The organism is Bradyrhizobium lupini (genome assembly GCF_040939785.1).
GTDB classification, from domain to species: domain Bacteria; phylum Pseudomonadota; class Alphaproteobacteria; order Rhizobiales; family Xanthobacteraceae; genus Bradyrhizobium; species Bradyrhizobium canariense_D.
Genome location: NZ_CP162553.1, coordinates 4,977,127 through 5,002,273, shown reverse-complemented (window position 1 = coordinate 5,002,273; position 25,147 = coordinate 4,977,127). Strand labels below are relative to the sequence as shown.

20 protein-coding genes are annotated in these 25,147 nt (G+C 64.7%); 15 read left to right on the top strand and 5 right to left on the bottom strand.

What is annotated here, in order from left to right:
• The first annotated feature begins 358 nt into the window (after positions 1-358).
• Entirely contained in the window at positions 359-1,624 is a 1,266-nt protein-coding gene (locus AB3L03_RS23720) for a cytochrome P450 (protein ID WP_018453688.1), read from the top strand.
• A gap of 93 nt (positions 1,625-1,717) precedes the next feature.
• The gene (locus AB3L03_RS23715; RefSeq protein WP_018453687.1) at positions 1,718-2,992 is read left to right on the top strand and encodes a cytochrome P450; all 1,275 of its coding nucleotides are present in this window, start codon (positions 1,718-1,720) and stop codon (positions 2,990-2,992) included.
• A 228-nt stretch (positions 2,993-3,220) separates the two neighbouring features.
• On the opposite strand, the gene AB3L03_RS23710 is transcribed toward AB3L03_RS23715, so the two are convergent.
• A complete protein-coding gene (locus AB3L03_RS23710) occupies positions 3,221-4,141 on the bottom strand; it encodes a LysR substrate-binding domain-containing protein (RefSeq protein ID WP_085349559.1) in 921 nt (306 codons plus the stop codon).
• A gap of 124 nt (positions 4,142-4,265) precedes the next feature.
• On the opposite strand from AB3L03_RS23710, the gene AB3L03_RS23705 reads away from it, so the two are divergent.
• The 4 genes from AB3L03_RS23705 to mdlC all read left to right on the top strand — a co-directional run bounded on the left by AB3L03_RS23705 (position 4,266) and on the right by mdlC (position 9,174).
• The gene (locus AB3L03_RS23705) at positions 4,266-5,435 is read left to right on the top strand and encodes an acyl-CoA dehydrogenase family protein (protein WP_007614510.1); all 1,170 of its coding nucleotides are present in this window, start codon (positions 4,266-4,268) and stop codon (positions 5,433-5,435) included.
• A 10-nt stretch (positions 5,436-5,445) separates the two neighbouring features.
• Positions 5,446-6,549, top strand: a complete 1,104-nt coding sequence (locus AB3L03_RS23700; RefSeq protein WP_368507117.1) for a CaiB/BaiF CoA transferase family protein — start codon at positions 5,446-5,448, stop codon at positions 6,547-6,549.
• Positions 6,550-6,564: 15 nt separating this feature from the next.
• Positions 6,565-7,413 (top strand): MaoC family dehydratase N-terminal domain-containing protein, encoded by an 849-nt coding sequence (locus AB3L03_RS23695; protein WP_018453683.1) that lies wholly within the window; start codon positions 6,565-6,567, stop codon positions 7,411-7,413.
• A gap of 138 nt (positions 7,414-7,551) precedes the next feature.
• Positions 7,552-9,174 carry a benzoylformate decarboxylase gene (mdlC, locus tag AB3L03_RS23690; RefSeq protein ID WP_368507116.1) on the top strand — a complete coding sequence of 541 codons (1,623 nt, stop codon included), beginning with the start codon at positions 7,552-7,554 and terminating at the stop codon, positions 9,172-9,174.
• 60 nt (positions 9,175-9,234) lie between these two features.
• Here the strand turns inward: mdlC and AB3L03_RS23685 are convergent, their stop codons facing one another.
• Entirely contained in the window at positions 9,235-10,029 is a 795-nt protein-coding gene (locus tag AB3L03_RS23685; protein WP_018453681.1) for an SDR family oxidoreductase, read from the bottom strand.
• Between the two features lie 56 nt (positions 10,030-10,085).
• Positions 10,086-10,781, bottom strand: coding sequence for a hemolysin III family protein (locus AB3L03_RS23680; protein ID WP_018453680.1), 696 nt, complete (start codon positions 10,779-10,781; stop codon positions 10,086-10,088).
• Between the two features lie 184 nt (positions 10,782-10,965).
• Here AB3L03_RS23680 and AB3L03_RS23675 point away from each other — a divergent pair, with 184 nt between their 5' ends.
• The gene (locus AB3L03_RS23675; protein WP_368507115.1) at positions 10,966-12,435 is read left to right on the top strand and encodes a YcjX family protein; all 1,470 of its coding nucleotides are present in this window, start codon (positions 10,966-10,968) and stop codon (positions 12,433-12,435) included.
• On the top strand, positions 12,432-13,460 hold the full coding sequence (locus AB3L03_RS23670) for a YcjF family protein (protein WP_247489379.1): 1,029 nt from the start codon (positions 12,432-12,434) through the stop codon (positions 13,458-13,460). Before AB3L03_RS23675 ends, AB3L03_RS23670 begins: the two co-directional genes overlap by 4 nt.
• A 193-nt stretch (positions 13,461-13,653) precedes the next feature.
• Here AB3L03_RS23670 and AB3L03_RS23665 read toward each other — a convergent pair whose 3' ends face one another.
• Positions 13,654-15,219, bottom strand: a complete 1,566-nt coding sequence (locus tag AB3L03_RS23665) for a glycosyltransferase family 39 protein (protein WP_368509069.1) — start codon at positions 15,217-15,219, stop codon at positions 13,654-13,656.
• A gap of 225 nt (positions 15,220-15,444) precedes the next feature.
• Here AB3L03_RS23665 and AB3L03_RS23660 point away from each other — a divergent pair, with 225 nt between their 5' ends.
• From AB3L03_RS23660 to AB3L03_RS23645, 4 genes are all read left to right on the top strand, one after another.
• Positions 15,445-17,178 (top strand): adenylate/guanylate cyclase domain-containing protein, encoded by a 1,734-nt coding sequence (locus AB3L03_RS23660; protein ID WP_368507114.1) that lies wholly within the window; start codon positions 15,445-15,447, stop codon positions 17,176-17,178.
• A gap of 135 nt (positions 17,179-17,313) precedes the next feature.
• Positions 17,314-18,513 (top strand): molybdopterin-dependent oxidoreductase, encoded by a 1,200-nt coding sequence (locus AB3L03_RS23655; RefSeq protein ID WP_247489376.1) that lies wholly within the window; start codon positions 17,314-17,316, stop codon positions 18,511-18,513.
• Positions 18,514-18,524: 11 nt separating this feature from the next.
• Positions 18,525-18,833 carry a sulfite:cytochrome C oxidoreductase subunit B gene (locus AB3L03_RS23650; RefSeq protein ID WP_085384418.1) on the top strand — a complete coding sequence of 103 codons (309 nt, stop codon included), beginning with the start codon at positions 18,525-18,527 and terminating at the stop codon, positions 18,831-18,833.
• A 208-nt stretch (positions 18,834-19,041) separates the two neighbouring features.
• Positions 19,042-19,242 carry a cold-shock protein gene (locus AB3L03_RS23645; protein WP_007596519.1) on the top strand — a complete coding sequence of 67 codons (201 nt, stop codon included), beginning with the start codon at positions 19,042-19,044 and terminating at the stop codon, positions 19,240-19,242.
• A gap of 169 nt (positions 19,243-19,411) precedes the next feature.
• Here AB3L03_RS23645 and AB3L03_RS23640 read toward each other — a convergent pair whose 3' ends face one another.
• Positions 19,412-19,873, bottom strand: coding sequence for an Lrp/AsnC ligand binding domain-containing protein (locus tag AB3L03_RS23640; RefSeq protein ID WP_018453673.1), 462 nt, complete (start codon positions 19,871-19,873; stop codon positions 19,412-19,414).
• A 114-nt stretch (positions 19,874-19,987) separates the two neighbouring features.
• Here AB3L03_RS23640 and putA point away from each other — a divergent pair, with 114 nt between their 5' ends.
• The 3 genes from putA (at position 19,988) to AB3L03_RS23625 (ending at position 25,146) form a co-directional block, all read left to right on the top strand.
• Entirely contained in the window at positions 19,988-22,987 is a 3,000-nt protein-coding gene (putA, locus tag AB3L03_RS23635; RefSeq protein WP_368507113.1) for a bifunctional proline dehydrogenase/L-glutamate gamma-semialdehyde dehydrogenase PutA, read from the top strand.
• Between the two features lie 113 nt (positions 22,988-23,100).
• Positions 23,101-24,306: a CaiB/BaiF CoA transferase family protein gene (locus tag AB3L03_RS23630; protein ID WP_368507112.1), complete on the top strand. Its 1,206-nt coding sequence runs from the start codon at positions 23,101-23,103 to the stop codon at positions 24,304-24,306.
• Between the two features lie 192 nt (positions 24,307-24,498).
• The gene (locus AB3L03_RS23625; protein WP_368507111.1) at positions 24,499-25,146 is read left to right on the top strand and encodes a glutathione S-transferase family protein; all 648 of its coding nucleotides are present in this window, start codon (positions 24,499-24,501) and stop codon (positions 25,144-25,146) included.
• Position 25,147 lies beyond the last annotated feature (1 nt).

The window sequence follows — 25,147 nt, the reverse complement described above, 5'->3', positions numbered from 1 at the left end:
GGGGTGCGGACCTGGTTCGATCAAACTTATAGATCAGAGATTAGTCGATCCCCAAGATGGGCGGGTTCGATTTAGCTCGATTCCGGTCGATTTCTGGCACGATTCCACGGCCGAGGGCGTGCGCGAGATCACGTTGTTGGATCAATGGCGTCGTAGTCCGGATGGAGCGCAGCGCGATCCGGGACAGCGGCAGTGGCGGACCGAATCCCGGATTTCGCTCCGCTCCATCCGGGCTACATCACACCCATGTGGCAAAACTCGCCCTTGCTCCGGCGCAGACAACCGGCTGTAATTGCAAATCAAATACCGCAGCGCAGAATTCAACGAGAACGCGCGGTTGATGTCAGGGAGAGCGGTCATGCATGGGACCATCGAAAACGCGGCGAAGCTCGACGCGTTACGCGCACGCGCTACGTCACTGCCGCTGGAACAGTTCGATCCGGGCGACCCAGAGCTGTTCAGGACCGATACGTTCTGGCCCTATTTCGATCGCCTGCGCCGCGAAGATCCCGTGCACTATTGCAAGGACTCGATGTTCGGGCCGTATTGGTCGGTGACGCGCTACAACGACATCATGGAGATCGAGACCAATCATTCGGTATTCTCCTCGGCCTCCTCGCTCGGCGGCATCACCATCCGCGACATCGATCCGGAACTGCGCCGCGAGAGCTTCATCTCGATGGACCCGCCGCGCCATGCGGCGCAGCGCAAGACCGTGGCGCCGATGTTCACGCCGACGCATCTGGACAATCTCGCGCTCAGCATCCGCCAGCGCTCGGCCGAGTGCCTGGACAATCTGCCCCGCGGCGAGGTGTTCGACTGGGTCGACCATGTCTCGATCGAGCTCACCACGCAGATGCTCGCGGTGCTGTTCGACTTTCCCTGGGAGGATCGCCGCAAGCTGACGCGCTGGTCGGACATCGCGACCACCATTCCCGGCCCCGACGGCCTCGTCGCCACCGAAGACGAGCGTCAGGCCGAGCTGACGGAATGCGCGGGCTATTTCACGCGACTGTGGAAGGAACGCATCGAACAGCCGCCGAAGAGCGACCTGTTGTCAATGATGGCGCATGGCGCCGCGACGCGCGACATGGACGCGAAGAACTTCCTCGGCAATCTCATCCTTCTGATCGTCGGCGGCAACGACACCACCCGCAACACCATGTCGGGCTCGCTCCACGCGCTGAGCCAGCACCCGGAGCAATATCGCAAGCTGCGCGAAAACCCAGCGCTTCTCGACAGCTTCGTGCCGGAAGTGATCCGCTGGCAGACGCCGCTGGCCCATATGCGGCGCACAGCGCTTGCGGACTTCGAGTTCCGCGGCAAGCAGATCAAGAAAGGTGACAAGGTCGTGATGTGGTACGTCTCGGGCAACCGCGACGCCGATGCGATCGAAAAGCCCTACGAATTCATCATTGACCGCGCGCGGCCGCGCACGCATCTCTCGTTCGGCTTCGGCATCCACCGCTGCGTCGGCTTGCGGCTTGCCGAACTCCAGCTCAAGATTATTTGGGAAGAGATCCTCAAGCGATTCGACCATATCGAGGTGGTCGGCGAACCCAAGCGGGTCTATTCGAGTTTCGTGAAGGGTCTTGAAACCTTGCCGGTGAAGATCGCGGCTTAGATTCGCAAAGATGAGTTCGACACGTCCACAAGGAAGCTGTGCCCCCTCTCCCGCACGCGAGAGAGGTTAAGCAAGCAACTGGAGCAAACCACCATGAACATCCAAGCGCCGGTTCAAGTGGACAAGGCCGAACGCATGCGCAGGGCGCGCGAGGAGGCCTATGCGACGCCGCTGGCGCAATTCCACCCGGGCGCGCCCAGGCTGTTCCAGGACGACACCCTGTGGCCGTGGTTCGAGCGGCTGCGCAAGGAAGAGCCGGTGCATTACTGCACCAATGCGCCGATCGAGCCGTATTGGTCGGTGGTGAAGTACAACGACATCATGCATGTCGACACCAATCACGGCCTGTTCTCCTCGGATTCAACGCTCGGCGGCATCGGGATCCGCGACGTGCCGGAAGGCTATGACTGGCCGAGCTTCATCGCCATGGACCAGCCGCGTCATTCGTCGCAGCGCAAGACGGTGTCGCCCATGTTCACGCCGACGCATCTGGACGAACTGGCAAAACTGATCCGCCAGCGCTCGCAGACCGTGCTCGACAATCTGCCGCGCAACGAGACCTTCAATTTCGTCGAGCGCGTCTCGATCGAGCTGACGACGCAGATGCTAGCCACCCTGTTCGACTTCCCCTGGGAAGAACGGCGCAAGCTGACGCGCTGGTCCGATGTCGCGACCGCGCTGCCCAAGAGCGGCATCGTGGCCTCGGCCGAAGAGCGCCGCCGCGAGATGGACGAATGCTACGCCTACATGTCCAAGCTCTGGAACGAGCGCGTCAACTCCGCGCCGCGCAACGACCTGCTGTCGCTGATGGCGCACAACGACGCCACGCGCTTCATGGACCCCGATAATCTCATGGGCAACATCATCCTGCTCATCGTCGGCGGCAACGACACCACGCGCAACACCATGACCGGCTCGGTGCTGGCATTGAACGAGAATCCGGAGCAGTACGACAGGCTGCGCGCCAACCCGGAACTGATCGATTCCATGGTGCCCGAAGTGATCCGCTGGCAGACCCCGCTCGCGCATATGCGGCGCACCGCGCTGCAGGACACTGAAGTTGGCGGCAAGCACATCAAGAAGGGCGACCGCGTCGTGATGTGGTACGTCTCCGGCAATCGCGACGAGGAGATGTTCGAAAAGCCGAACGAGTTCATCATCGACCGCCCGCGGCCGCGGACCCATCTCTCCTTCGGCTTCGGCATCCACCGCTGCGTCGGCATGCGCCTCGCCGAACTCCAGCTCAAGATCGTCTGGGAGGAGATGCTGAAGCGCTTCGACCGCATCGAGGTGGTCGGCGAGCCCAAGCGGATCTATTCGAGCTTCATCAAGGGGTACGAGTCGCTGCCGGTGAGGATACCGGGGTAGGCCCCACTGTCATGCCCCGCGAAAGCGGGGCGTCCAGTACGCCGCGGCTTCTCGGCTCAAGCACTGCGGGCTCTGGAATACTGGATTTGCCCGCCTTCGCGGGCAATGACACGCGGGGGTGGATTGAGAGCGGGCGACTCCACCCCAGCTATAAAATTCCGGCATGACAGCTCGCGCAACATGCGATGGGTCGCATACGGCCTTCTGTCCTAAACCGCACCGCCACATCTAACTCAACTTGATGTCCCACACGCCGTCCTTGCGGCAGGCGGCGACTTCCTCGCGCAGGAGGGCGGTGACGGCAAGCGAGGCCGTCGAGACCGGACGGTCGATCGGAGAGGCGAATATGAGTTCGCGCGTCATCGGCTTCGAGACGACAGCCGTTTCCAGCCGCCCGTCCGCGACCTCGCCGTGGACCGACGAGGGCGGCAGCAGCGCGAAGCCGAGGCCTTCCTCGACGAGGCTCGTGAGCACGCGGAACGAATCCGCCTCGAGCTGGACGTTGAGCTTGATCTTGCGCTGGGCCGCCGCATGCTCGATCAGCGCACGGAGACCGTGGGAATGACTGGGCAGCACCAGCCGTTGCCGCAGCAGCCAGCCGACATCGACGCTCTTCTTGCGCGCGAGGCCACAACCGCGCGGACCAACCGCGACGATGTTGTCGCGCCCCAAGCTCTCCACGTTGAGATGCAGATCGGCGGAGCGGCCGTAGAGGATGGCGAGATCCATCTCGCCGCGATGCAGCCATTCGACGAGATGGCCGCTGTAGCTCTCGACGATGCGCAGCGAAATGCCGGGAAATTTTTCGACGCAGCGCCGCGCGAAGCGCGCCGACAGCACGCAGCTCACGGTCGGGACCAGGCCGAGCACGACCTGGCCCGATGGCGGCCCCTTGGACGACTGGATGTCGTCGCGGATCTGGTCGATCTGCCGCACGATGCCGGAGGTGCGCGCCAGCAAGAGGCGGCCGGCATCCGTGAGCACCATGCCGCGGCCGTTGCGGGTGAACAATTCCGTGCGCAGCTCGTGTTCCAGGAGCTTGATCTGCCTGGAGAGCGCCGGCTGCGCCACGCGCAACGTATCGGACGCCTTGGAGAGGCTGCCGAGCTCCGCCACGCAACTGAAGGTCCTGAGCTGACGGAAATCCATGCTTGCCAATCCTGGAAGGCTACTCCATACGCTATAGCAAATGAGCATAGGGGGCTGGCAGTGTTTTCACAACGCCAGAGGATCGGCCGGCGTTATCTTAACTGCCGCACATACGGGAAACCCCATGAGTGAAGAACACCACACCGAAGATCACGCCGACATCCGCGAAGCCGTCGCAAAGCTCTGCGCGCAGTTTCCCGGCGAATACTGGCGCAAGCTCGACCGTGAGATGGCCTACCCCAAGGCCTTCGTCGACGCGCTGACCGAGGCCGGCTATCTCTCGGTGCTGATCCCCGAGGAATATGGCGGCGCGGGCTTGAAGCTTTCAGCGGCCGCGGCGATCCTCGAAGAGATCCAGCGCGCGGGCTGCAACGGCGGCGGCTGCCACGCCCAGATGTACACGATGGGCACCGTGCTGCGGCACGGCAATGACGAGCAGAAGGCAAAATATCTGCCGAAGGTCGCGAGCGGCGAATTACGGCTGCAGGCCTTCGGCGTCACCGAGCCGACCAGCGGCACCGACACCACGTCACTGAAGACCTTTGCGCGCAAGGACGGCAATGCCGGTTACGTGGTCAACGGCCAGAAGATCTGGACCAGCCGCGCCGAACATTCCGACCTGATGCTCCTGCTGGCGCGGACCACGCCGAAGGACCAGGTCAAGAAGCGCACCGACGGCCTTTCGGTGTTCATCGTCGACATGCGCGAGGCCAAGAACAAGGGCCTCGAGATCCGCCCGATCCGCACCATGATGAACCATGCCACCACCGAAGTGTTCTTTACCGACATGAAGGTGCCGGCGGAAAATCTGATCGGCGAAGAGGGCAAGGGCTTTCGCTACATCCTCTCCGGCATGAATGCCGAGCGCATTTTGATTGCTGCCGAATGCGTCGGCGACGCCAAATGGTTCATCGCCAAGGCCACCAACTACGCCAAGGAGCGCAGCGTTTTCGGCCGACCGATCGGCCAGAATCAAGGCATCCAGTTCCCGATCGCCAAGGCCTATGCCGCGATGCGCGCGGCCGAACTGATGGTGAAGGAAGCGACGCGCAAATACGAGGCCGGGCTCGACTGCGGCGCGGAGGCCAACATGGCCAAGATGCTCGCGGCCGATGCGTCGTGGGAAGCGGCGAATGCCTGCGTCCAGACCCATGGCGGCTTTGGATTTGCCGAGGAGTACGACGTCGAGCGCAAATTCCGTGAGACGCGGCTCTATCAGGTCGCGCCGATCTCGACCAACCTCGTGCTGTCCTTCATCGCCGAGCACGTCCTCGGCATGCCCCGCTCGTACTGAGGCAGCCATCATGGGAGCACTTGACGGGATCAGGGTGATTGCAGTCGAGCAGGCGGTGGCGGCACCGTTCTGCTCGTCGCGGCTGGCGGATGCCGGCGCGGAAGTCATCAAGATCGAGCGGCCTGAAGGCGATTTCGCCCGCGGCTATGACGCGGCGGCCAAGGGCCAGAGCAGCTACTTCGTGTGGCTCAACCGAGGCAAGCAATCCGCGGTGGTCGATCTCGCCACCAAGGAAGGTTGTGCCGAACTGGAGCGACTGATCGCGAGCGCCGACGTGCTGATCCAGAACCTCAAGCCGGGCTCGATGGACAAGCTCGGCTTTTCGCGGGAGCGGCTCTTGAAGGATTATCCCAGGCTGATTTCGTGCACGATCACCGGCTATGGCGACGACGGCCCCTATGCGCACCGCAAGGCCTATGATCTCCTGATCCAGGCCGAGAGCGGCCTTGCCTCAATCACCGGCAATCCCGACGGCGCCTCGCGCGTCGGCATGTCCATCGTCGACGTCGCGACCGGCGCCACCGCGCATGCGGCGATCCTGGAGGCGCTGATCGGGCGCGGACGCACCGGCAAGGGCGCCGACATCCGCATCTCCATGTTCGACGTGATGGCGGACTGGTGCACCGTGCCGCTGCTCAATTCCGAAGCCGGCAATCCGCCCAAGCGCATGGGGCTGCGCCATCCCTCGATCGCGCCCTATGGCGTGTTCACGTCCAGCGACGGCAAGGACATCCTGATCTCGATCCAGAGCGAGCGCGAATGGAAGACGCTTTGCGCAAAAGTGCTGGACCAGCCCGATCTGCCCGCCGATCCGCGCGTGGCCAACATGGTCGAGCGCGTGCGCAACCGCGACTTCACCGACAAGACGGTCGCGGATGCCTTCGGCAAGATGACGCGCGATGAGCTATTGAAGCGGCTGTCCGAGGCCGACATCGCCTTTGCCGAGGTCAACACCATGGCGGACCTCACCAAGCATCCGCATCTGCGCCGCATCGAGGTGGACACGCCGCAAGGACGCGTCAGCTATCCCGCGCCGGCGCCGATCATTGTCGGCGAGACGCGCAGCTATGGTGCTGTACCGGCGATCGGCGAAAATCCCCAATCCAAGAAATAACAAGAGCGAGGCGTCATGACCGAGAAGCTCGACATCGATCATCTCAGGCAATGGATCGGCCGCAGCGAAGAGGCCACCGACACCGTCACCGCGCAGCTCGTGAAGGGCCTGCGTGCGACGCTGTTCCAGGAGGTCGGCGCGCCCAAGCCGGGCGACGCGGCGCCGTTCACGGTGCATTGGTGCCTGGCGCAGCCGGTGTTTCCGATGTCGATGCTCGGCCCCGACGGCCACCCCACCCGCGGCGGCTTCCTGCCTCCGGTGCCGCTGCCGCGCCGGATGTGGGCCGGCGGCGAGATCGAGTTCCTGCAGCCGCTGCGCGTCGGCGACGAATCGACGCGGAGCTCGCGCATCGCGGACGTACAGGTGAAGACCGGCTCGACCGGCACGCTGTGCTTCGTCTCGGTCGAGCACAGCATCTCCTCGCCGCGCGGCATCGCCATCCGCGAGCGGCAGGACATCGTCTATCGCGAGATGACGACGACGTCCGCGCCGGCAAAGGCGCCGCCTCCGCCGCCGAAGGCGCAGCATCGCCAGACGCATGTCTCCGATCCCGTGCTGCTGTTTCGTTATTCCGCGCTGACCTTCAACGGCCACCGCATCCATTACGACCGCGACTACGTCACCAAGGTCGAGGGATATCCGGGCCTGATCTTCCACGGGCCGTTGCAGGCAACCTTCATCATCGAGATGGCGGCGAAGCTGCGCGGCGGCAAGCCGCCGAAGAAGTTCACCTATCGCGGCCTCCAGCCGCTGTTCGAGGGCTCGGAGTTCTCCATCAACGCCAACGAGACCGCTGATGGCATGGAGCTGTGGACCGCGAACGCGGAGGGGCAGCCGACGATGAAGGGGACCGCGGTGTGGTGATGGTCTCTCCTCGTCATTGCGAGGAGCGAAGCGACGAAGCAATCCAGACTGTCGCCGCGGCGGCATTCTGGATTGCTTCGCTGCGCTCGCAATGACGGGTGAGGTAGCAGCGCCGATGGACAACAGGGAACGGCAACCATGGTGAAGAACGGCAAAGCCACAACCAAATCCGTCACCGTCAAGCAGGCGACACTCGACCTGCTGCGCTCCTTCGGCATCACGAAGGTGTTCGGCAACCCCGGCTCGACCGAGCTGCCGTTCCTGAGCGACTGGCCCGACGACATCGACTACGTGCTCGCGCTTCAGGAAGCCTCCGCCGTCGGCATGGCCGACGGCTATGCGCAGGCGACGCGCAATGCCGGCTTCGTCAATCTGCATTCGGCCGCCGGCGTCGGCAACGCGCTCGGTAACATCTATACCGCGCATCGCAACCAGACGCCGCTGGTGATCACCGCGGGCCAGCAGGCACGCTCGATCCTCCCCTTGCAGGCGTTCCTGTATGCGGAGCGTGCGTCCGAATTCCCACGGCCTTATGTGAAGTTCAGCGTCGAGCCGGCGCGGCCCGAGGACGTTCCGGCCGCCATCGCGCGCGCCTATTACACCGCGATGCAGCCGCCATGCGGGCCGACCTTCGTCTCGATCCCGGTCGACGACTGGGCGCATGCGACGGCTCCCGTCGAAGCCCGCAACGTCAGCCGCGAGATCGGGCCTGAGATTGACGCGATGAAGGCGCTGGTCACCGCGCTCGGCTCGGCCAAGCACCCTGCCGTCGTCGTCGGCCCCGGCGTCGATCGCGCCGGCGCGGTCGACGTGATGGTGCGCGTCGCCGAGAAGGCCAGGGCCAGCGTCTGGGTCAGCCCGTTTTCGGCGCGCTGCTCGTTCCCGGAACGTCATCCCCAGTTCGCGGGATTCCTGCATGCCTCGCCGGCGCAATTGTCGGACGCGCTGCGCGAGCACGACCTCGTCGTCGTGATCGGCGCGCCGGTGTTCACCTTCCACGTCGAAGGCCATGCCGCGATCTTCGACTGCGGCGCGACGCTCTTCCAGATCACGGACGACCCGGATGCCGCGGCGGTGACGCCCGTCGGCACCAGCATCATCGCGACGATGAAGCCGGCGCTCGCAATGCTGCTCGACCTCTTGCCGGAGAGCAAGCGCGCGGCACCGAAGGGGCGAACGCTGCCGCCGACGCCGCAAGCCGCCGATCCGCTGCCGGTCGAATTCCTGCTGCATTCGCTGTCGCAGGCGATGCCGGACGGCGCGTCGCTGGTCGAGGAAATCCCCTCGCACCGGCCGGCCATGCAAAAGTTCATGCCGATGCGCGGCCAGGACAGTTTTTACACCATGGCGAGCGGAGGCCTCGGCTACTCGCTGCCGGCCGCGGTCGGCATGGCGCTCGGCAAGCCGACGAGCCGCACGGTGTGCCTGATCGGTGACGGCTCGGCGATGTATTCGATCCAGGCGCTGTGGACCGCCGCGCAGCGCAAGCTGCCGCTCACGATCATCGTCATCAACAATTCCGGCTACGGCGCGATGCGCTCGTTCAGCCAGGTGATGCAGGTGAGGAACGTGCCGGGACTCGAGTTGCCGGGGATCGATTTCGTGCGGCTGGCCGAGGGCATGGGCTGCCATGCGGTGCGGGTGAGCAAGGCGGCCGAACTGGGCGAGGCGCTCAAGCGCGGGATGGCATTCGAAGGGACGAGCCTGGTGGAGGTGGTCGTGGATTCGGCGGTGCCGGTGCTGTACGGGCAGAAGCATTGAGGGCCGACCGTCGTCCTGGCGAAAGCCAGGACGACACCGGAGGTCGTGGCAGGCCCCTTCCTACGTCCCGAAATCTTCCCGCATCTTAGCCTGGATCTTGGCCATGCCGCCGATCCAACGGTCGTAATTCTCGGTCTTCTTGCGCATGTAGCCGAGCACCTGCGGGTGCGGCAGGATCAGGAACGTCTCCTGATCGAGACCGGCGAGCACGTCCTTGGCGACCTGCTCGGGCGACAGGTCGCCGTCGCCGGATTGCGGGCCTTTGGGGATCGAACGCAGCATGTTGGTGTCCACGCCCTGCGGGCAGAGGATCGAGACACGGATGTTGTGCGCCTTGTGCGAGATCGCGAGATTTTCGGCAAAGCCGACCGCGGCATGCTTGGTGGTGGAGTAAGCCGGGCTGCCGACCTGCGACAGCAGGCCGGCGGCCGAGATCGTGTTAAGGAAATAGCCGCCGCCGCGCGCCTTCATGCGCGGGATCAGATGCCGCGCCGCATAGACATGCGCCATGACGTGGATCGCCCAGCTGCGCTGCCAGGGCTCATCCGAGGCGCCGCCGGCATTGACCGACATCGGGTCGAAGCCGCCGCCGATGCCGGCATTGGAGCAGAACAATTCGATCGGGCCGAACTGACGCTCGGTCTCCTCGATGACGTGGGAAATATCCTTTTCCTGCGCGACATCGCATTTGAAGGCCGCGCCATCCACCGTGGCCGCGACCGCCCGCGCGTTGTCCGCGTCCATGTCGGCGACGACGACCTTGGCCGCACCCGCCTTGTGAAAGGCTTCGCACAGCGCCTTGCCGATGCCGTTGGCGCCGCCCGTGACGACCACGACCTTGCCGGTCACCTGCATGCGACGTCTCCTCTTGTCTTATACCGTTTTGCCTTATTGCGCTTCGCGGAGCTTGCTCAGCTCAACACGAGGTCGAGCACCGCGGTATAATGGCACGCCGCGCCGGCCAAGACAAAGCCGTGCCAGATCGCATTCTGGAAGCGCAGCCGCCGCCAGGCATGAAAGATCACGCCGAAGCTGTAGAGCAGTCCACCCGCAAGGACGAAGCCCAGCACCAGCGCAGGCAGCGCCTTGACCACGGAATCGTAGAGCATGATGCCGCTCCAGCCCATCGCTAGGTAGATCCCGACCGCAACGCGGTCGAACCGGCCGGGGTAGAGAAGTTTCAGCACGATGCCGAGGAGCGCCACGCACCAGACGCCGGCGAGCAGCACCAGCGCGAACCCACTGTCCTTCACCTCCAGGATGAACGGCGTGTAGGTCGCCGCGATCAGGAGATAGATCGCCGAATGGTCGAAGCGCCGCAGCAGCCATTTGGCCGGCGAGACTGGCCACAGATTATAGGTCGCCGACAACACCAGCATCGAAAGCAGGCCGGCGACGTAGATCGAGACGCCGACGATGTCGGTCGCGTCGGCAAAGAGCACCGTCAGCACCACCAGCACGGTCGCGGCAATGATGCCGCAGAGCACGCCGATCGCGTGGATCACGCCGTCGGCGATCAACTCGGCGCGGTCGTAATGCCAGCCGACCGCGTCGGCGGCTGCGTGGACGGAGGAGGATGCGAGCTGTTTCAATTGGAAGACGGTCATGGCAATCCGCAAGGTGAGTTAATACCCTCTTGTATGGGTGTTTCGGGATCGGCGCGTCGTTCAAACGGCTGATTTGCCGACAAAGACGGTGGAAGTATGAAGCTTGATTTTCCTCAGGCAGTTGCCACTTTTGTGATTAGTCCTTTTTGCCTATCCGCCCTCGCCCGGGATTCCCAACGTTCATATGGCATTTAGTTTCCAGGATATGATCGAGGAGGCGCGCCTGTCGGCTCGGGCGCTGATCGACTACGGCGAGCATTTCTTCAATCCGACGGTACGATTGGGGGTTACCGGCCTGTCCCGGGCCGGCAAGACGGTGTTCATTACCGCGCTGATCCACGGCCTCACCCGTGGCGGCCGGTTTCCGGTGTTCGAGGCCTATTCATCCGGGCGGATCGCGCGGGCGCATCTGGCGCCGCAGCCGGACGACGCGGTGCCGCGCTTTGCCTATGAGAGCCATCTGCGCGCGCTGATCGAGGAGCGGCGCTGGCCGAACTCGACTGTCGACATCAGCGAGCTCAGGCTCCTCATCGACTACCAGCGCCAGAACGGCGCCGACCGCACGCTGACGCTCGACATCGTCGACTATCCCGGCGAGTGGCTGCTCGACCTGCCGCTGCTTCAGAAGAGTTTTGAGCAATGGTCGGCCGAAAGTCTCGCCTTGTCACGCGAGGCGCCGCGCGTCCATCTTGCCGCGGATTGGCACGCGCATCTCGCAACGCTCAAGCCCGAGGCGCGCGAGGACGAGCAGGCGACGCTGACGGCCGCAAAGCTCTTCAGGGGCTATTTGCAAGGCTGCCGCGATGAGCGGTTTGCGATGAGCCTGCTGCCGCCCGGCCGCTTCCTGATGCCGGGCAATCTCGCCGACACACCGGCGCTGACCTTTGCGCCGCTCGACGTACCCGCGGGTGGCCAGGCGCCGGAGGGATCGCTGTGGGCGATGATGGTGCGCCGCTATGAGGCCTACAAGGACGTCGTGGTGCGGCCGTTCTTCCGCGATCATTTTGCCCGGCTCGATCGCCAGATCGTACTGGCCGACGCGCTCGCCGCGTTCAACGCCGGCCCCGAAGCGCTGCACGATCTCGAAGCCGCACTCGCGGGCATTCTCGACTGCTTCAACATCGGCCGCAGCACATTCCTCTCCGGCCTGTTCCGGCCGCGGATCGACCGCGTGCTGTTCGCGGCGACCAAGGCGGATCATCTGCATCATTCCAGCCATGACCGGCTCGAGGCCGTGCTGCGCCGCGCGGTCACCCGCGCCGTTGCGCGCGCCGAAAATACCGGTGCGGCGATCGACGTCGTCGCGCTCGCCGCCGTCCGCGCCACGCGCGAGGCGCAGGTCGCGCATGGCCGTGACAAATTGCCGTCGATCTTGGGAACGCCCACCGCGGGCGAAAGCGCCGGCGGCGAATTCTTCGACGGCAGCACCGAGGTGGCAACCTTTCCGGGCGACCTGCCCTTGGATCCCGAGCCGTTGTTCAACGGCACCGACGCATTCCGCGGCCTCTCGACCGAGGCCGCCGGGAAGAGCGATTTTCGCTTCCTGCGCTTCCGTCCGCCGAAGCTCGAACGTGAGGGGGCCGACCACCCGGCGCTGCCTCACATCCGCCTCGACCGTGCCTTGCAGTTCCTGATCGGAGACAAATTGTCATGAACGACCGATCGAAGCCACGGCGACCGGCGACGTTCCGGCTCGACGACCCCGGCGTCGTCGTCACCGAGGCCGACGAGACGACCCGGCTCGGCCGTACCACCATCCAGATCACGCCGGAGCCCGATCCGGCGAATTTGCCGGTGCCAATCGCAGCGACGCTTCCGGCGCGGCGCGGCTTTCCCTGGGGCGCAATGTTCTGGTCCGGCGTTGCCGGGCTGACGCTGCTCGGGGTCGGGCTCGGCGTCGTCCGTCTGATCGAGGATCTGTTTGCGCGCAGCGACAGCCTCGGCTTCGTCGGACTGGCGCTTGCCTTCGTCACCGCGCTTGCGCTCGCGGTGGTGACCGGACGCGAGGCTTTCGGGCTGGCGCGGCTGGCAACGATCGAAAAGCTGCATCAGCGCGCAGCCGCTGTTCTTGCCAGCGACGATCGCAAGGAGAGCCGCATCATCGTGCAGGATCTGCTCAAGATCGCGCACCAGAACCCGCAGCTCGCGCGCGCCCGTGCCGCCCTGGAGAGCCACGCCGGCGAGATCATCGACGGCGCCGACATGATCCGGCTCGCCGAGCGCGAATTGATGTCGCCGCTGGACATCGAGGCGCGGCGGCTGGTGTCGTCAGCAGCGCAAAAAGTCTCGATCGTCACGGCGGTGAGCCCGCGAGCGGCGATCGACGTGATGTTCGTGTTCATCGTGTCGCTGCGCCTGATCCGCCAGCTCGCTTTCCTCTATGGCGGCCGGCCCGGCGCGCTCGGCATGATCCGCCTGCTCCGCCATGTCATCGCTCATCTCGCCATCACCGGCGGCATGGCGGCGAGCGACAGCCTGGTGCAGCAGATGCTCGGCCACGGCATTGCGGCGAAGCTGTCGCAGCGGCTGGGCGAAGGCATGCTAAATGGATTGCTGACGGCGCGGCTCGGCCTCGCCGCAATCGACGTCACACGACCGCTGCCGTTCGCCGCACTGCCGCCGCCGAAGCTGTCGGACCTCGCGACGGATCTGCTGCGGAAGAAGGACGAGGAAGAGTAGAACGCCATCTTGCGCGGCGGACTCGTTTTCCCCTCTCCCCTTGCGGGAGAGGGCGGCTCGCCGCAGAGCGGCGAGACGGGTGAGGGGTTCTCTCCGCGCGCGCCTCTCGCAGTCGTCTTAGCGGATAGAGACCCCTCATCCGGCGCTTCGCGCCACCTTCTCCCGCAAGGGGAGAAGGAAGAAGGCCGCCTTGCTAGGCGAGCGTACGCCGCTCAAACTCGCCCGCCAGCACGCGCCACCGGAACAGCGGCGAGTCTTTCGGCGGCGACAGCTCCGGGGTCCAGCCGGTGAGCTTTTCCAGCGTGTACGTGTCCATCACGAGACCGCGCCAGCGGCGCTCGACCTGACCGAGCGGCTCGCGCTTGGCGGGGATGTTCTCCCACAGTGATGAGCGATTGTCCGGCTCGCGCCCGACATAGATGCCGACGTGGCCCTTGATCCGGTCCATGCCCGGATCGCGAAAGTCCTGGAAGCGGCCGCGCTCGTTGATCTCGATCACCGGCACCCGGCCCCTGAACAGCCAGCGCATCATGGCATAGGTGCGGTAGTCCGTGGTGGCGATCCAGGTCGCGCCAGTCTCGTCCAATGCGGCCTGTGCGCGCGCGGCGACCTGCTCGTAACCGGACTCGGCACCGATCGGATCGATCTTGCCAAGTAAATTCCAGGGCGCGGCGACGTAGTAGAGGAACACGATGACGACAAAGGCGGTGCCGGAGACCACCGCCGTGTTGACCCAGAACAGCGACGATCTGATCATCCGCGCCGACCATTTTTCACGCGACAGCATGGTGAGGTTGACAGCGGCGGCGGCGAAACCGACCGGCCACATGAACATCGGCCAGGTGTCGCCGACGCGGAGGGTCAGCGATTTCCCCAGGAAATAGAGAAACGGCACCAGGACGGCGGTCGACAGCAAAATCGCGACCGGCTCGCGCGTGCTATAGCCGCGCCACGCCGTCAGCACCACCCCCGTCAGTACCACCGGCAGCATGACGAAGCCGACCAGTCCGAATTGCAGGCCGATGTAGTCGCCGAATGTGCGGAGCGAGATGCCGTAGCTGGTGGTGGCGCGCACACCCTGGAAGCGAATCGCGGCCCAGTCGTGCTGCACGTTCCAGATCAGGACCGGCGAGAACACGGCGATTGCGATCAGGACCGCGAGATAAGGATAGGGGCTGCGCAACCAGCGCCAGCGCCAATCCGGCACCAGCAGAAAGGCGGCAACCGCCGGTGCGAACATGATCACGGTAAATTTCGACAGCATCGCGAGCCCGGCGAACAGGCCGGCCGCGAGCCACCAGCGGCCGTCGCCGCCCTGCGCGAGCCGCACCAGGCACCACATCATTGCCACCGCAAACGGGATCATGGCGACATCGGGCGCGACCTTGGCCATCAGCAGTCCGTAATAGAGCGCGGCCTCCGGCATCAGCACCGCGAGCACGACGGCGCGCACATCATGAGTGAGGCGGCGGACGATGTCCGCGAGCAGGAGCTGCGTCACCAGCATCGCGACGATGCCGCCGAAGCGCACACCGAGTGTGGTGTCGCCGAAGATCGCAGTACCGAACCGGATCAGCCAGGCGATGCCGGGGGGATGATCCAGGAAGCTGAGCGCCGTCTCCTGCGACCAGGTCCAGTAATAGGCCTCGTCCGTGCGCAGCTCGATGGCCGAGGCGTAGACGATGCGCAGCAGCGTCATCGCGGCGATGATCGCCGCGGCCATGACGAGCGGCCGGCGCGCCGCGCCGGCGGGGAGCATCGTGATGTCGGGAGCTGTCCTCACGGCGGCGCTTTTCGCCAACCTGAGAGGGGGAGTCAATGTTGGGTACCGTCGTCCCGGATCCGCGTGCGCCCCCGGGGGTGCTTGTCCAGGACGACACGGAGATTGCGGCAGCTTGCCGCGCATGTGATCGGGCGCGCTATCCACCCCCGGAATTAAACGCGACGCTGGCTGTTCTCCTTCATGAACTGATACAACAGAATCATGGCCGCAACCGCATCCACACGATTTTCCGATCTTTCCCGCGCCATCAGCGTACGCCAGGTGCGGCTGGTTTGCGGTGTCATCCTGTTCGCCTATGTGGTCAGCCATTTCCTCAACCATGCGCTCGGCAACATCTCGGTCGATGCCATGGAGATCGGGGTCTACTACCACATGCTGTTCTGGCAGTTCCTGCCGGTTGCGATCGTGTTCTACACGGCGGCGCTCACGCATATGGGGCTCGGCATCTACGCGTTGTATCAGCGCCGGCAGTTCCGTTGGCGGACGGTCGAGCCGCTGCAGCTCGTGCTGGGCTTGAGCATCCCCGCGCTGGTCATGGCGCATGTGATCGGGGTGCGGCTCGGTCAGACGCTTTACGGACACCAAAAACTCTATCCGCAGGAACTCTATCTGTTCTTCGTCGCGTCGAACCGTATCTGGACCATGACGATCCTGCTTCTCATCGCCTGGGTGCACGGCTGCATCGGCATCTATTTCTGGCTTCGCCTCAAACCGTTCTTCACGCGCGCGGCGCCCTATCTGCTCGCGGCTGCCGTGCTGATCCCGACGCTGTCGCTGCTGGGTGTCTACCAGGGTGGCCGCAGCGTCGAGGTCGAGGCCGACGACGGGGAATGGCGGACGCACAATCTCACGCGCCGCCAGCTGGGCACCACGGCAGAGGCCGCGATGCTCGACCGCATCACCGGCGGCCTCACCGCCGGCTATCTCGGACTGCTCGCTTTGGCGCTGCTGGCGCGTGGCGCGCGCGCCCTGCGCGAGCGGCGCGGCGGCATGATCGCGCTGTCCTACGGCAACGGCAAGACGGTGCGCGTTCCCAAGGGCCTCTCCGTGCTGGAAGCGAGCCTGCGCCACAATGTGCCGCATGCCAGCGTCTGCGGCGGCCGCGCCCGCTGCTCGACCTGCCGCATCCGCATCATCGGCGATCATGGCGCCCTGCCCGAGCCGTCGCAGCGCGAGGCGTTCGTGCTCACCCGTGTCGGCACCAGTGACCCCTCGATCAGGCTGGCCTGCCAGCTGCGGCCGACGTCGGATCTCTCCTTCTTCCAGCTCTTCACCGCGCATACCCTTTCGGCGAACACAAAGGCCTCGACGCCTGCCAGAATCGGCCAGGAGCGCTATCTCGTCAGCCTGTTCGTGGATATGCGCGGCTCGACGCAGCTGGCCGAGAAGCGGCTGCCGTTCGACACCGTGTTCATCGTCAACCGCTTCCTCGGCGCCGTCTCGCAGGCTGTGATCGAGAATGGCGGCCAGCCGAACCAATTTGTCGGCGACGGCATGCTGGCGCTGTTCGGACTGAGCGCCGATCCGCAAACCGCCTGCCGGCAGGCGCTGAAGGCCGCCGCCGGCATCGCCAGGCATATCGATGAGCTCAACGAGCTCCTGTCCCACGATCTACGCCAGCCGATCCGCTTCGGCATCGGCATCCATGGCGGCGAGGTCATCATCGGTGACATCGGCTATCGCGATCACATCGTCTTCACGGCGCTGGGCGATGCTGTCAACGTCGCGGCCCGCCTCCAGGACATGACCAAGACGCTGGCCTGCGAAGCGATCGTCTCGGAGGAAGTCCGCCGGACCGCCGGCCTTGCCGACGATGCGCTGCCGCAGCAGGAGGTCGCGATCCGCGGCCGCGACGAACCGATGGCGGTGCGTGTGGTTGCGGACGCGAGGGAGCTGTCCGCGCTCGTCGATCGCGGCGAACGCGTCGCGGCGTAACACCGGCTTGCTGCAACGCAGCGGCATGGGCCTGCTGCGAAAGCACGAATTGACTTCATCTGAGTCGTTGCGACAGATGAGTGAGAGATCGCGGTGATGACCGTGATCCAACGAAAAGCTCCGGGAGGAGACCACATGTTCGATCGACGCGACCTGCTCAAAGGAGCGGGCCTTGCCGCTGTTGCGACTGCACTGAACTCGACCAAAGCGCTGGCACTCGACACCGTCGCCCTGCCCTTTGCCAATGGCGAACGGCCTTTGGTGAAATATCCGCAGAAGCGGCCGATGATCGGCCTGACCAGCCGCCCGCCGCAGCTCGAGACGCCCTTCGCGGTGTTCAACGACGGCCCGATCACGCCGAATAACGCGTTCTTCGTGCGCTATCACCTTTCCGACCTGCCCTACAATCTCGACCCCGACAAGTTCACCCTCGAGGTCAAGGGCAAGGTCGACAAGCCGCTCAAGCTGTCGCTGAAGGACATCCGGAAGATGAAGGCGACCGAGATCGTCGCCGTCAACCAGTGCTCCGGCAACAGCCGCGGCTTCCTGGATCCGCGCGTGGCCGGCGGCCAGCTCGCCAACGGCGCGATGGGCAATGCGCGCTGGCGCGGCGTGCCGCTGAAGGCCGTGCTGGCGATGGCGGGCGTGCAGAGCGGCGCCAAGCAGGTCACCTTCAACGGCATGGACGGTCCGGTCAGCGACAAAACGCCCGATTTCGTCAAGGCGCTCGATATCGATCACGCCAACGACGGCGAGGTGATGCTGGCCTATGGCATGAACGGCGAAGACCTGCCGTTCCTCAACGGCTTTCCGCTGCGCCTGATCGTGCCCGGCTATTTCGGCACGTATTGGGTCAAGCACCTCAACGAGATCACCGTCGTCGACAATGTCTATGACGGGTTCTGGATGAAGTCGGCCTATCGCATTCCGGACACGCCGAACAATGCGGTCGAGCCGGGCACCGCGCCGAAGGCGACGATCCCGATCAACCGCTTCACCATCCGTTCCTTCATCACCAGCGTCCCCGACGGAGCCAAGCTGAAAGCAGGCGGCACGACGCTGCGCGGCATCGCCTTCGACGGCGGCAAGGGTATCAAGGAGGTCGCGGTCTCCACCGACGGCGGCAAGACCTGGACCAACGCCAGGCTCGGCAAGGATCTTGGCAAATACTCATTCCGTGAATGGACGCTGCCGGTGAAGCTCGCGGCGGGCTCCTACGAGCTCAAGGTGCGCGCCACCGGCAATGGCGGCGAAACCCAGCCGGATACGCCGCGCTGGAATCCGGCGGGTTACTTGCGCAACGTCGTCGAAACCGTCCGCGTCACCGTGGCTTGAGGGGAATGATCATGCAGCGCACCGTTTTCCTCGCCATCACGCTCGCCCTCGCCGCCGTGGTGGGTTCGGCACTTGCAGCACCGGTCAATTACAAGACCCCCGATGAGGTCGCGGCGTTCAAGCCCGGGCCCAATCTCGAAGTCGTGCAGGGCAATTGCAGCGCCTGCCACTCCGCCGACTACATCAACACGCAGCCGCCGATGAAGGACAAGAAAGGTTTCTGGCAGGCCGAGGTGACCAAGATGATCAAGGTCTATGGCGCCCCCATCGACGATGCCGATGTCAGCAAGATCGTCGATTATCTGGCCGCGACTTATTGACGGATGGCGCGCGGCGCGCCGACCAAGTGACCGCGAAAAGGGCAAATCCGGCAAAAACGCCGCGAAGTTGAGCGGAATTCGCCGAAATGCCGATGTGGTTTGAGCTACCAAGCCAGCCACATTCCGCGTATCGTATTAGGACCGAACCGGCCGGTTGGCGGGGACTGGCGGTTCGAGATCTCGGAGGAAGACCCGCGGAGAAGTCGTGATGGCTAAAGGTACGGTCAAGTGGTTCAACCCGACGAAGGGTTATGGATTTATCCAGCCTGCGTCGGGCGGCAAGGATGTGTTCGTGCATATCTCGGCAGTGCAGAAAGCCGGTCTGTCGTCCCTGAACGAAGGACAGACGGTGGAATATGAAGAGATCGCAAACCGAGGCAAAAGCTCCGCAGAGAACCTCAAAGTATAAGCCCGCCGGCTTTTGCTAACTCCCGGATCAATCCGGGAGCCGGGCCAAGAAATTTTAGAAGACGGTCAGTGCACTCGACGACAGGCGTTGCGATTGCACACGGCAAGCTATTTGCCCGCGAAGACCGCCCATTGGACGCCACAGCAATGACAATCGCGACGGCACTTCGTTAGTCCACCGGCAATGGTGCGTCGCGCTTGATCTCCTCCATCACCGCATAGGTTCGCGTTTCGCGCACGCCGGGCATCGACAACAAGGTCTCGCCGAGGAAACGTCGATACGCAGCCATGTCTGCCAGCCGCGCCTTCACAAGATAGTCGAAGCCGCCGGCGACCATGTGACACTCCAGCACCTCGGGCGCGAGCTTCACCGCGCGGGCAAAACGCTCGAAATTGTCGGGCGTGGTCTTGTCGAGCAGCACTTCGACAAACACCAGGAGGCCGAGGCCGAGCCGGTGCGGGTTGAGCCGCGCGCCATAGCCCTCGATAAAGCCCTCTCGCTGCAAACGCTTCAGCCGTTCGCCGATCGAGGTCGGCGACAGCCCAATGCGCTCCGCGAGCTCGACATTGGCGATTCGCCCGTCCTGCTGCAAAATCGAGAGGATCTTCCGGTCGGTTCGATCTAATTCCATATTCCGTAAGGTTAAATGACTGGGCGACTTCATTTTCTAAGCCGAATGAGCTAAATTGTCTATCGAGCTAAGGTAGCGTGGGCATTATCCTGAATTGAAGCCACAGGACACGCCATGCCGAACATTCCGCCTCCCTTCTCCGCCGCCTACGCGCCCGATGACGCCGATATCGCCGCGCGCCTTTTGCCATCTGTGCATCTCGGCCCGCCGCAGGAGGCGCGGATCGATCGCACCGCGACGCGGCTGATCGAAGCCATCCGCAAGCGCGACGACCGGCTTGGTGGAGTCGAGGATATGCTGCGGGAATTTGCGCTCTCGACCAAGGAAGGGCTGGCCTTGATGGTGCTGGCCGAGGCCCTGTTGCGCGTGCCGGACGCGCGCACCGCCGACCAGTTCATCGAGGACAAGCTCGGCGAGGGCGACTTCATCCACCACGAGACCAAGTCCACCGCCTTCCTGGTCAACGCCTCGGCCTGGGCATTGGGCCTCTCGGCGCGGGTGATCCAGCCCGGCGAGACGCCCGATGGCACCATCGGCCGGCTGGTGAAGCGGCTGGGCGCACCCGCCGTGCGCACCGCCACGCGCCAGGCGATGCGGCTGATGGGAAATCATTTCGTGCTGGGGGAGACCATCGCGCAGGCCTTGGAGCGGGCCCGGCCGCGCTCCGGCGAGAGGCAGCGCTATTCCTTCGACATGCTCGGCGAAGGCGCCCGCACCGCCACCGACGCAAGGCGATATTTCGACGCCTATGCCAGCGCGATTCTGACTATCGGCAAGGCGGCGGGCAGCCATCCCCTGCCCGATCGGCCCGGCATCTCCGTCAAGCTGTCGGCGCTGCATCCGCGCTTCGAGGCAATCAGCCGCGACGGTGTGATGGCCGAGCTGGTGCCGCAACTGCTGGACCTGGCGCAGCGCGCCAAGGTCCATGATCTCAACTTCACCGTCGACGCCGAGGAAGCCGACCGGCTGGAATTGTCCCTCGACGTGATTGCGGCAACGCTCGCCGATCCCTCGCTTGCCGGTTGGGACGGATTTGGCCTCGCGATCCAGGCCTATCAGAAGCGCGCCGGCGACGTGATCGACTATGTCGATGCGCTCGCCCGGGCGCACGACCGCAAGCTGATGGTGCGGCTGGTCAAGGGCGCCTATTGGGACACCGAGATCAAGCGCGCGCAGGAGCGCGGGCTCGACGGCTATCCCGTGTTCACCCGCAAGGCGATGACGGATCTGAACTACGTCGCCTGCGCTCAAAAGCTGTTGAGTCTGCGGCCACGCATCTTCCCGCAATTCGCCACCCATAACGCGCTGAGCGTCGCGACCGTGCTGGAGCTTGCCGGTGCGAACGGCGGCTTCGAATTCCAGCGCCTGCACGGCATGGGCGAGGCGCTCTACGAGCAGCTCGCCAAGGATCACCCGGAGATCGCCTACCGCACCTACGCCCCGGTCGGCAGCCATCGCGACCTGCTCGCCTATCTGGTGCGGCGACTGTTGGAGAACGGTGCCAACTCCTCCTTCGTGGCGCAAGCGTCCGATTATCGCGTGCCGGTTACGGCGCTGTTGCAGCGCCCGGCGGATGCCATCGTCCGGCCGCAGCACGCGGCCCATCCCAAGATTCCGTTGCCGGGCGACCTGTTCGCGCCGGAGCGGCGCAATTCGCGCGGCGTCGAATTCGGCGCGCGCGCCGCGCTCGACGGGTTGCTGACGGAGGTCAAAGCCGAGACGATCGACCTCAAGCCGATCGCGGACGCAACGCCGGATCAGGCCAATGCGGCAGTGGCTGCCGCGCGCGCCGGCTTTGCCGCCTGGAGCCGGACACCCGCAGCCACGCGCGCGGCGGCGCTGGAGCAGGCCGCGCATCTTCTGGAGAACCGCGCGCCCCATTTCATAGCGCTGCTGCAACGCGAGGGCGGCAAGACGCTCGACGATGCGCTGTCGGAGCTGCGCGAGGCCACCGACTTCTGCCGCTATTATGCCGTGCAGGGTCGCAAGCTGTTCGGCAACGATGTGGCGATGCCGGGCCCGACCGGCGAGAGCAATGCGCTGGCCATGCGCGGCCGCGGCGTCTTCGTGGCGATCTCGCCATGGAATTTTCCGCTGGCGATCTTCCTCGGCCAGGTCACGGCGGCGCTGATGGCCGGCAACAGCGTGGTGGCCAAGCCCGCAGAGCAGACCCCGCGCATCGCGGTCGAGGCGGTGCGGCTGCTGCACGAGGCCGGCATCCCCGCAAGCGCGTTGCACCTCGTCACTGGCGACGGCCGCATCGGCGCCGCACTGGCCGCGCACCCCGATATCGGTGGAATCGTCTTCACCGGATCGACCGAGGTCGCGCGCAGCATCAACCGGGCGCTGGCAGCCAAGGACGGGCCGATCGTGCCGCTGATCGCGGAGACCGGCGGCATCAACACCATGATCGCGGATGCGACCGCGTTGCCAGAGCAGGTCGCGGACGACGTCGTCACCTCGGCGTTTCGTTCCGCCGGCCAGCGCTGCTCGGCGCTGCGGCTGCTGTTCGTGCAGGAGGACGTAGCCGACCGCATGATCGAGATGATCGCGGGCGCGGCGCGCGAGTTGAAGATCGGCGATCCAAGCGACGTCGCGACCCATATCGGGCCGGTGATCGATGTCGAGGCCAAGCAGCGCCTCGATGCGCATATCGCACGGATGAGGAGAGAGGCACGGCTGCACTTTGCCGGCACCGCGCCGGAGGGCTGCTTCGTGGCGCCGCACATCTTCGAGCTTGGGGATGCCGGCCAGCTCACCGAGGAGGTGTTCGGCCCGATCCTCCACGTCGTGCGCTATCGTGCGGAAAATCTCGAACGCGTCCTGCAAGCGATCGAGCGCACCGGCTACGGGCTGACGCTCGGCATCCACTCCCGCATTGACGATACGATCGAGGCGATCGTCGACCGCGTCCAGATCGGCAACATCTACGTCAACCGCAACATGATCGGTGCCGTGGTTGGCGTGCAGCCGTTCGGCGGCAACGGCCTGTCCGGAACCGGCCCGAAAGCCGGCGGCCCGCACTACCTCACGCGCTTTGCGACCGAGCAGACCGTGACGATCAACACCGCAGCAGCCGGCGGCAATGCTGCCCTGCTCGCAGGGGATGAGTGAGGCGCGGCGAGGAGCGTTGCATCCCGCCGAAACATCGGTCTAATGCTGCCGTGACGTGGCCCTCGCCAATTCCAGCGCGCGGGAAACAACACGAGTGAGGGAGCAACGCCGCGATGGAAAAGGGCATTTTTGCAGGGCTCAAGGTGCTGGATTGCGCGAGTTTCATCGCAGCACCAGCAGCCGCGACCGTGCTGTCGGATTTCGGCGCGGATGTCGTCAAGATCGAGCCGCCAGGTGCCGGCGATCCCTACCGCAATCTGCCCAACATTCCGGGCTATCCGACCAGCGAGCACAATTTCGCCTGGCTGCTGGAGGCCCGCAACAAGAAGAGCATCGCGCTCGACCTCGCAAAGCCGGAAGCGCAGGCCGTGCTCTACAAGCTGGTCGAAGAGGCCGACGTCTTCATCACCAACATGCCGCCGCCGGTGCGCACCAAGCTCGGCATCACCTATGACCATCTCGCCCATCTCAATGATCGCCTGATCTACGCCTCCTTCACCGGTTATGGCGAGAAAGGCGAAGAGGCCAACAAGCCCGGCTTCGACAGCAACGCCTATTGGGCGCGCTCCGGCCTGATGGATCTCGTGCGCGCCGACACCGACACGACGCCGGCCCGCTCGGTCGCCGGCATGGGCGACCATCCCTGCGCCATGGCGTTCTACGGCGCCATCGTCACCGCGCTCTATCAGCGCGAGAAGACCGGCAAGGGCTCGCATGTCGCCTCCAATCTGATGGCGAACGGCGTGTGGGCTGCGAGCGTGCTGGCGCAGGCAAAGCTCTGCGGCGCCAAGTTCGCCGAGCGGCGGCCGCGCGAACGCGCGTTGAACGCGGTCGCCAACCACTACCAGTGCAAGGACGGCCGCTGGCTGATCCTGTCACTGCTGAGCGAAGAGAAACAGTTTCCAACGCTGGCCAGGTGTCTCGGCCGCGAAGATCTCATCACCGACCCGCGCTTTGCCACCAAACCCGACCGCCACGCGCGCTCCGTCGAGCTGATCAAGATCTTTGACGAGACCTTTGCGACCAAGGATCTCGCCGAATGGCGCAAGATCCTCGACGGCAACGGACTGGTGTTTGGCATTGTCGGCATTTTGGACGACATCCCGAACGACAAGCAGATGCTCGATAACGAGGTGCTAGTGCCGTTCGAGAACGACGCCATGCTCACCATCTCCAGCCCGATCTGGATCGACGGCGCCAAGAAAGTGCAGCCGCGCAAGCCGCCCGACGTCGGCGAGCACAGTGACGAAATTTTGCGCGGCGCGGGATACGATGAGGCCGCGATCAAGCAGCTGCGGTCGCAGGGGGCTGTGGGGTAAGGAGCCGACAGCGGTCATACATCCACGCTGTCGTCCCGGCGAAGGCCGGGACCCATATCCCAGAGAGGAAGTTGTCGAACGAAGCTGATAACTCCAAATCTTCGCCAAACTGCGTTCGGTGGTTATGGGTCCCGGCCTTCGCCGGGACGACGACGTAGATCGCTTCAACAATCACAGTCATCGCGAGGTCCCATGCCCAGCTACCGCCTGCACTACTTCCCCGAATCCGGCAACAGCTACAAGCTGGCGCTGATGCTGACACTTTGCGGCGAGAGATTCGAGCCGGTCTGGACCGACTTTGTCGGCGGCGTCACGCGCACGCCGGAATGGCGCAAGAGCGTGAACGAGATGGGCGAGATTCCCGTGCTCGAAATCGACGGTGTGAAGATGACGCAGACCGCGCCGCTCCTGCTCAAGCTTGCCGAGCAGTTCGGGCGTTTCGGTGCCGAGACCGAGGAGGAAAAGTTCGAGCTGCTGCGCTGGCTGTTCTGGGACAACCACAAGCTCACCGGCTACATGGCGACCTACCGCTTCATGCGCGCCTTCACACAAAACAACGATCCGCAGGTGCTGAAACATTTTCGCCGGCGCCTCGAGGATTTTCTCGGCATTCTCGACGGTCATCTCCAGCACAATCAATTCGCGATCGGAACCAGGCCGACCGTCGCCGATATCTCGATGATGGCCTATCTGCACTATCCGAGCGACGAGCACGGCTTTGATTTCGCGGAAAGCTATCCCGCCATTCACGCCTGGCTTGGCCGCATGGCCGCGCTGCCCGGCTGGAGGCGGGCCTACGAGCTGCTGCCCGGCAAGCGGATGACGAATTACGCGAAGTGAG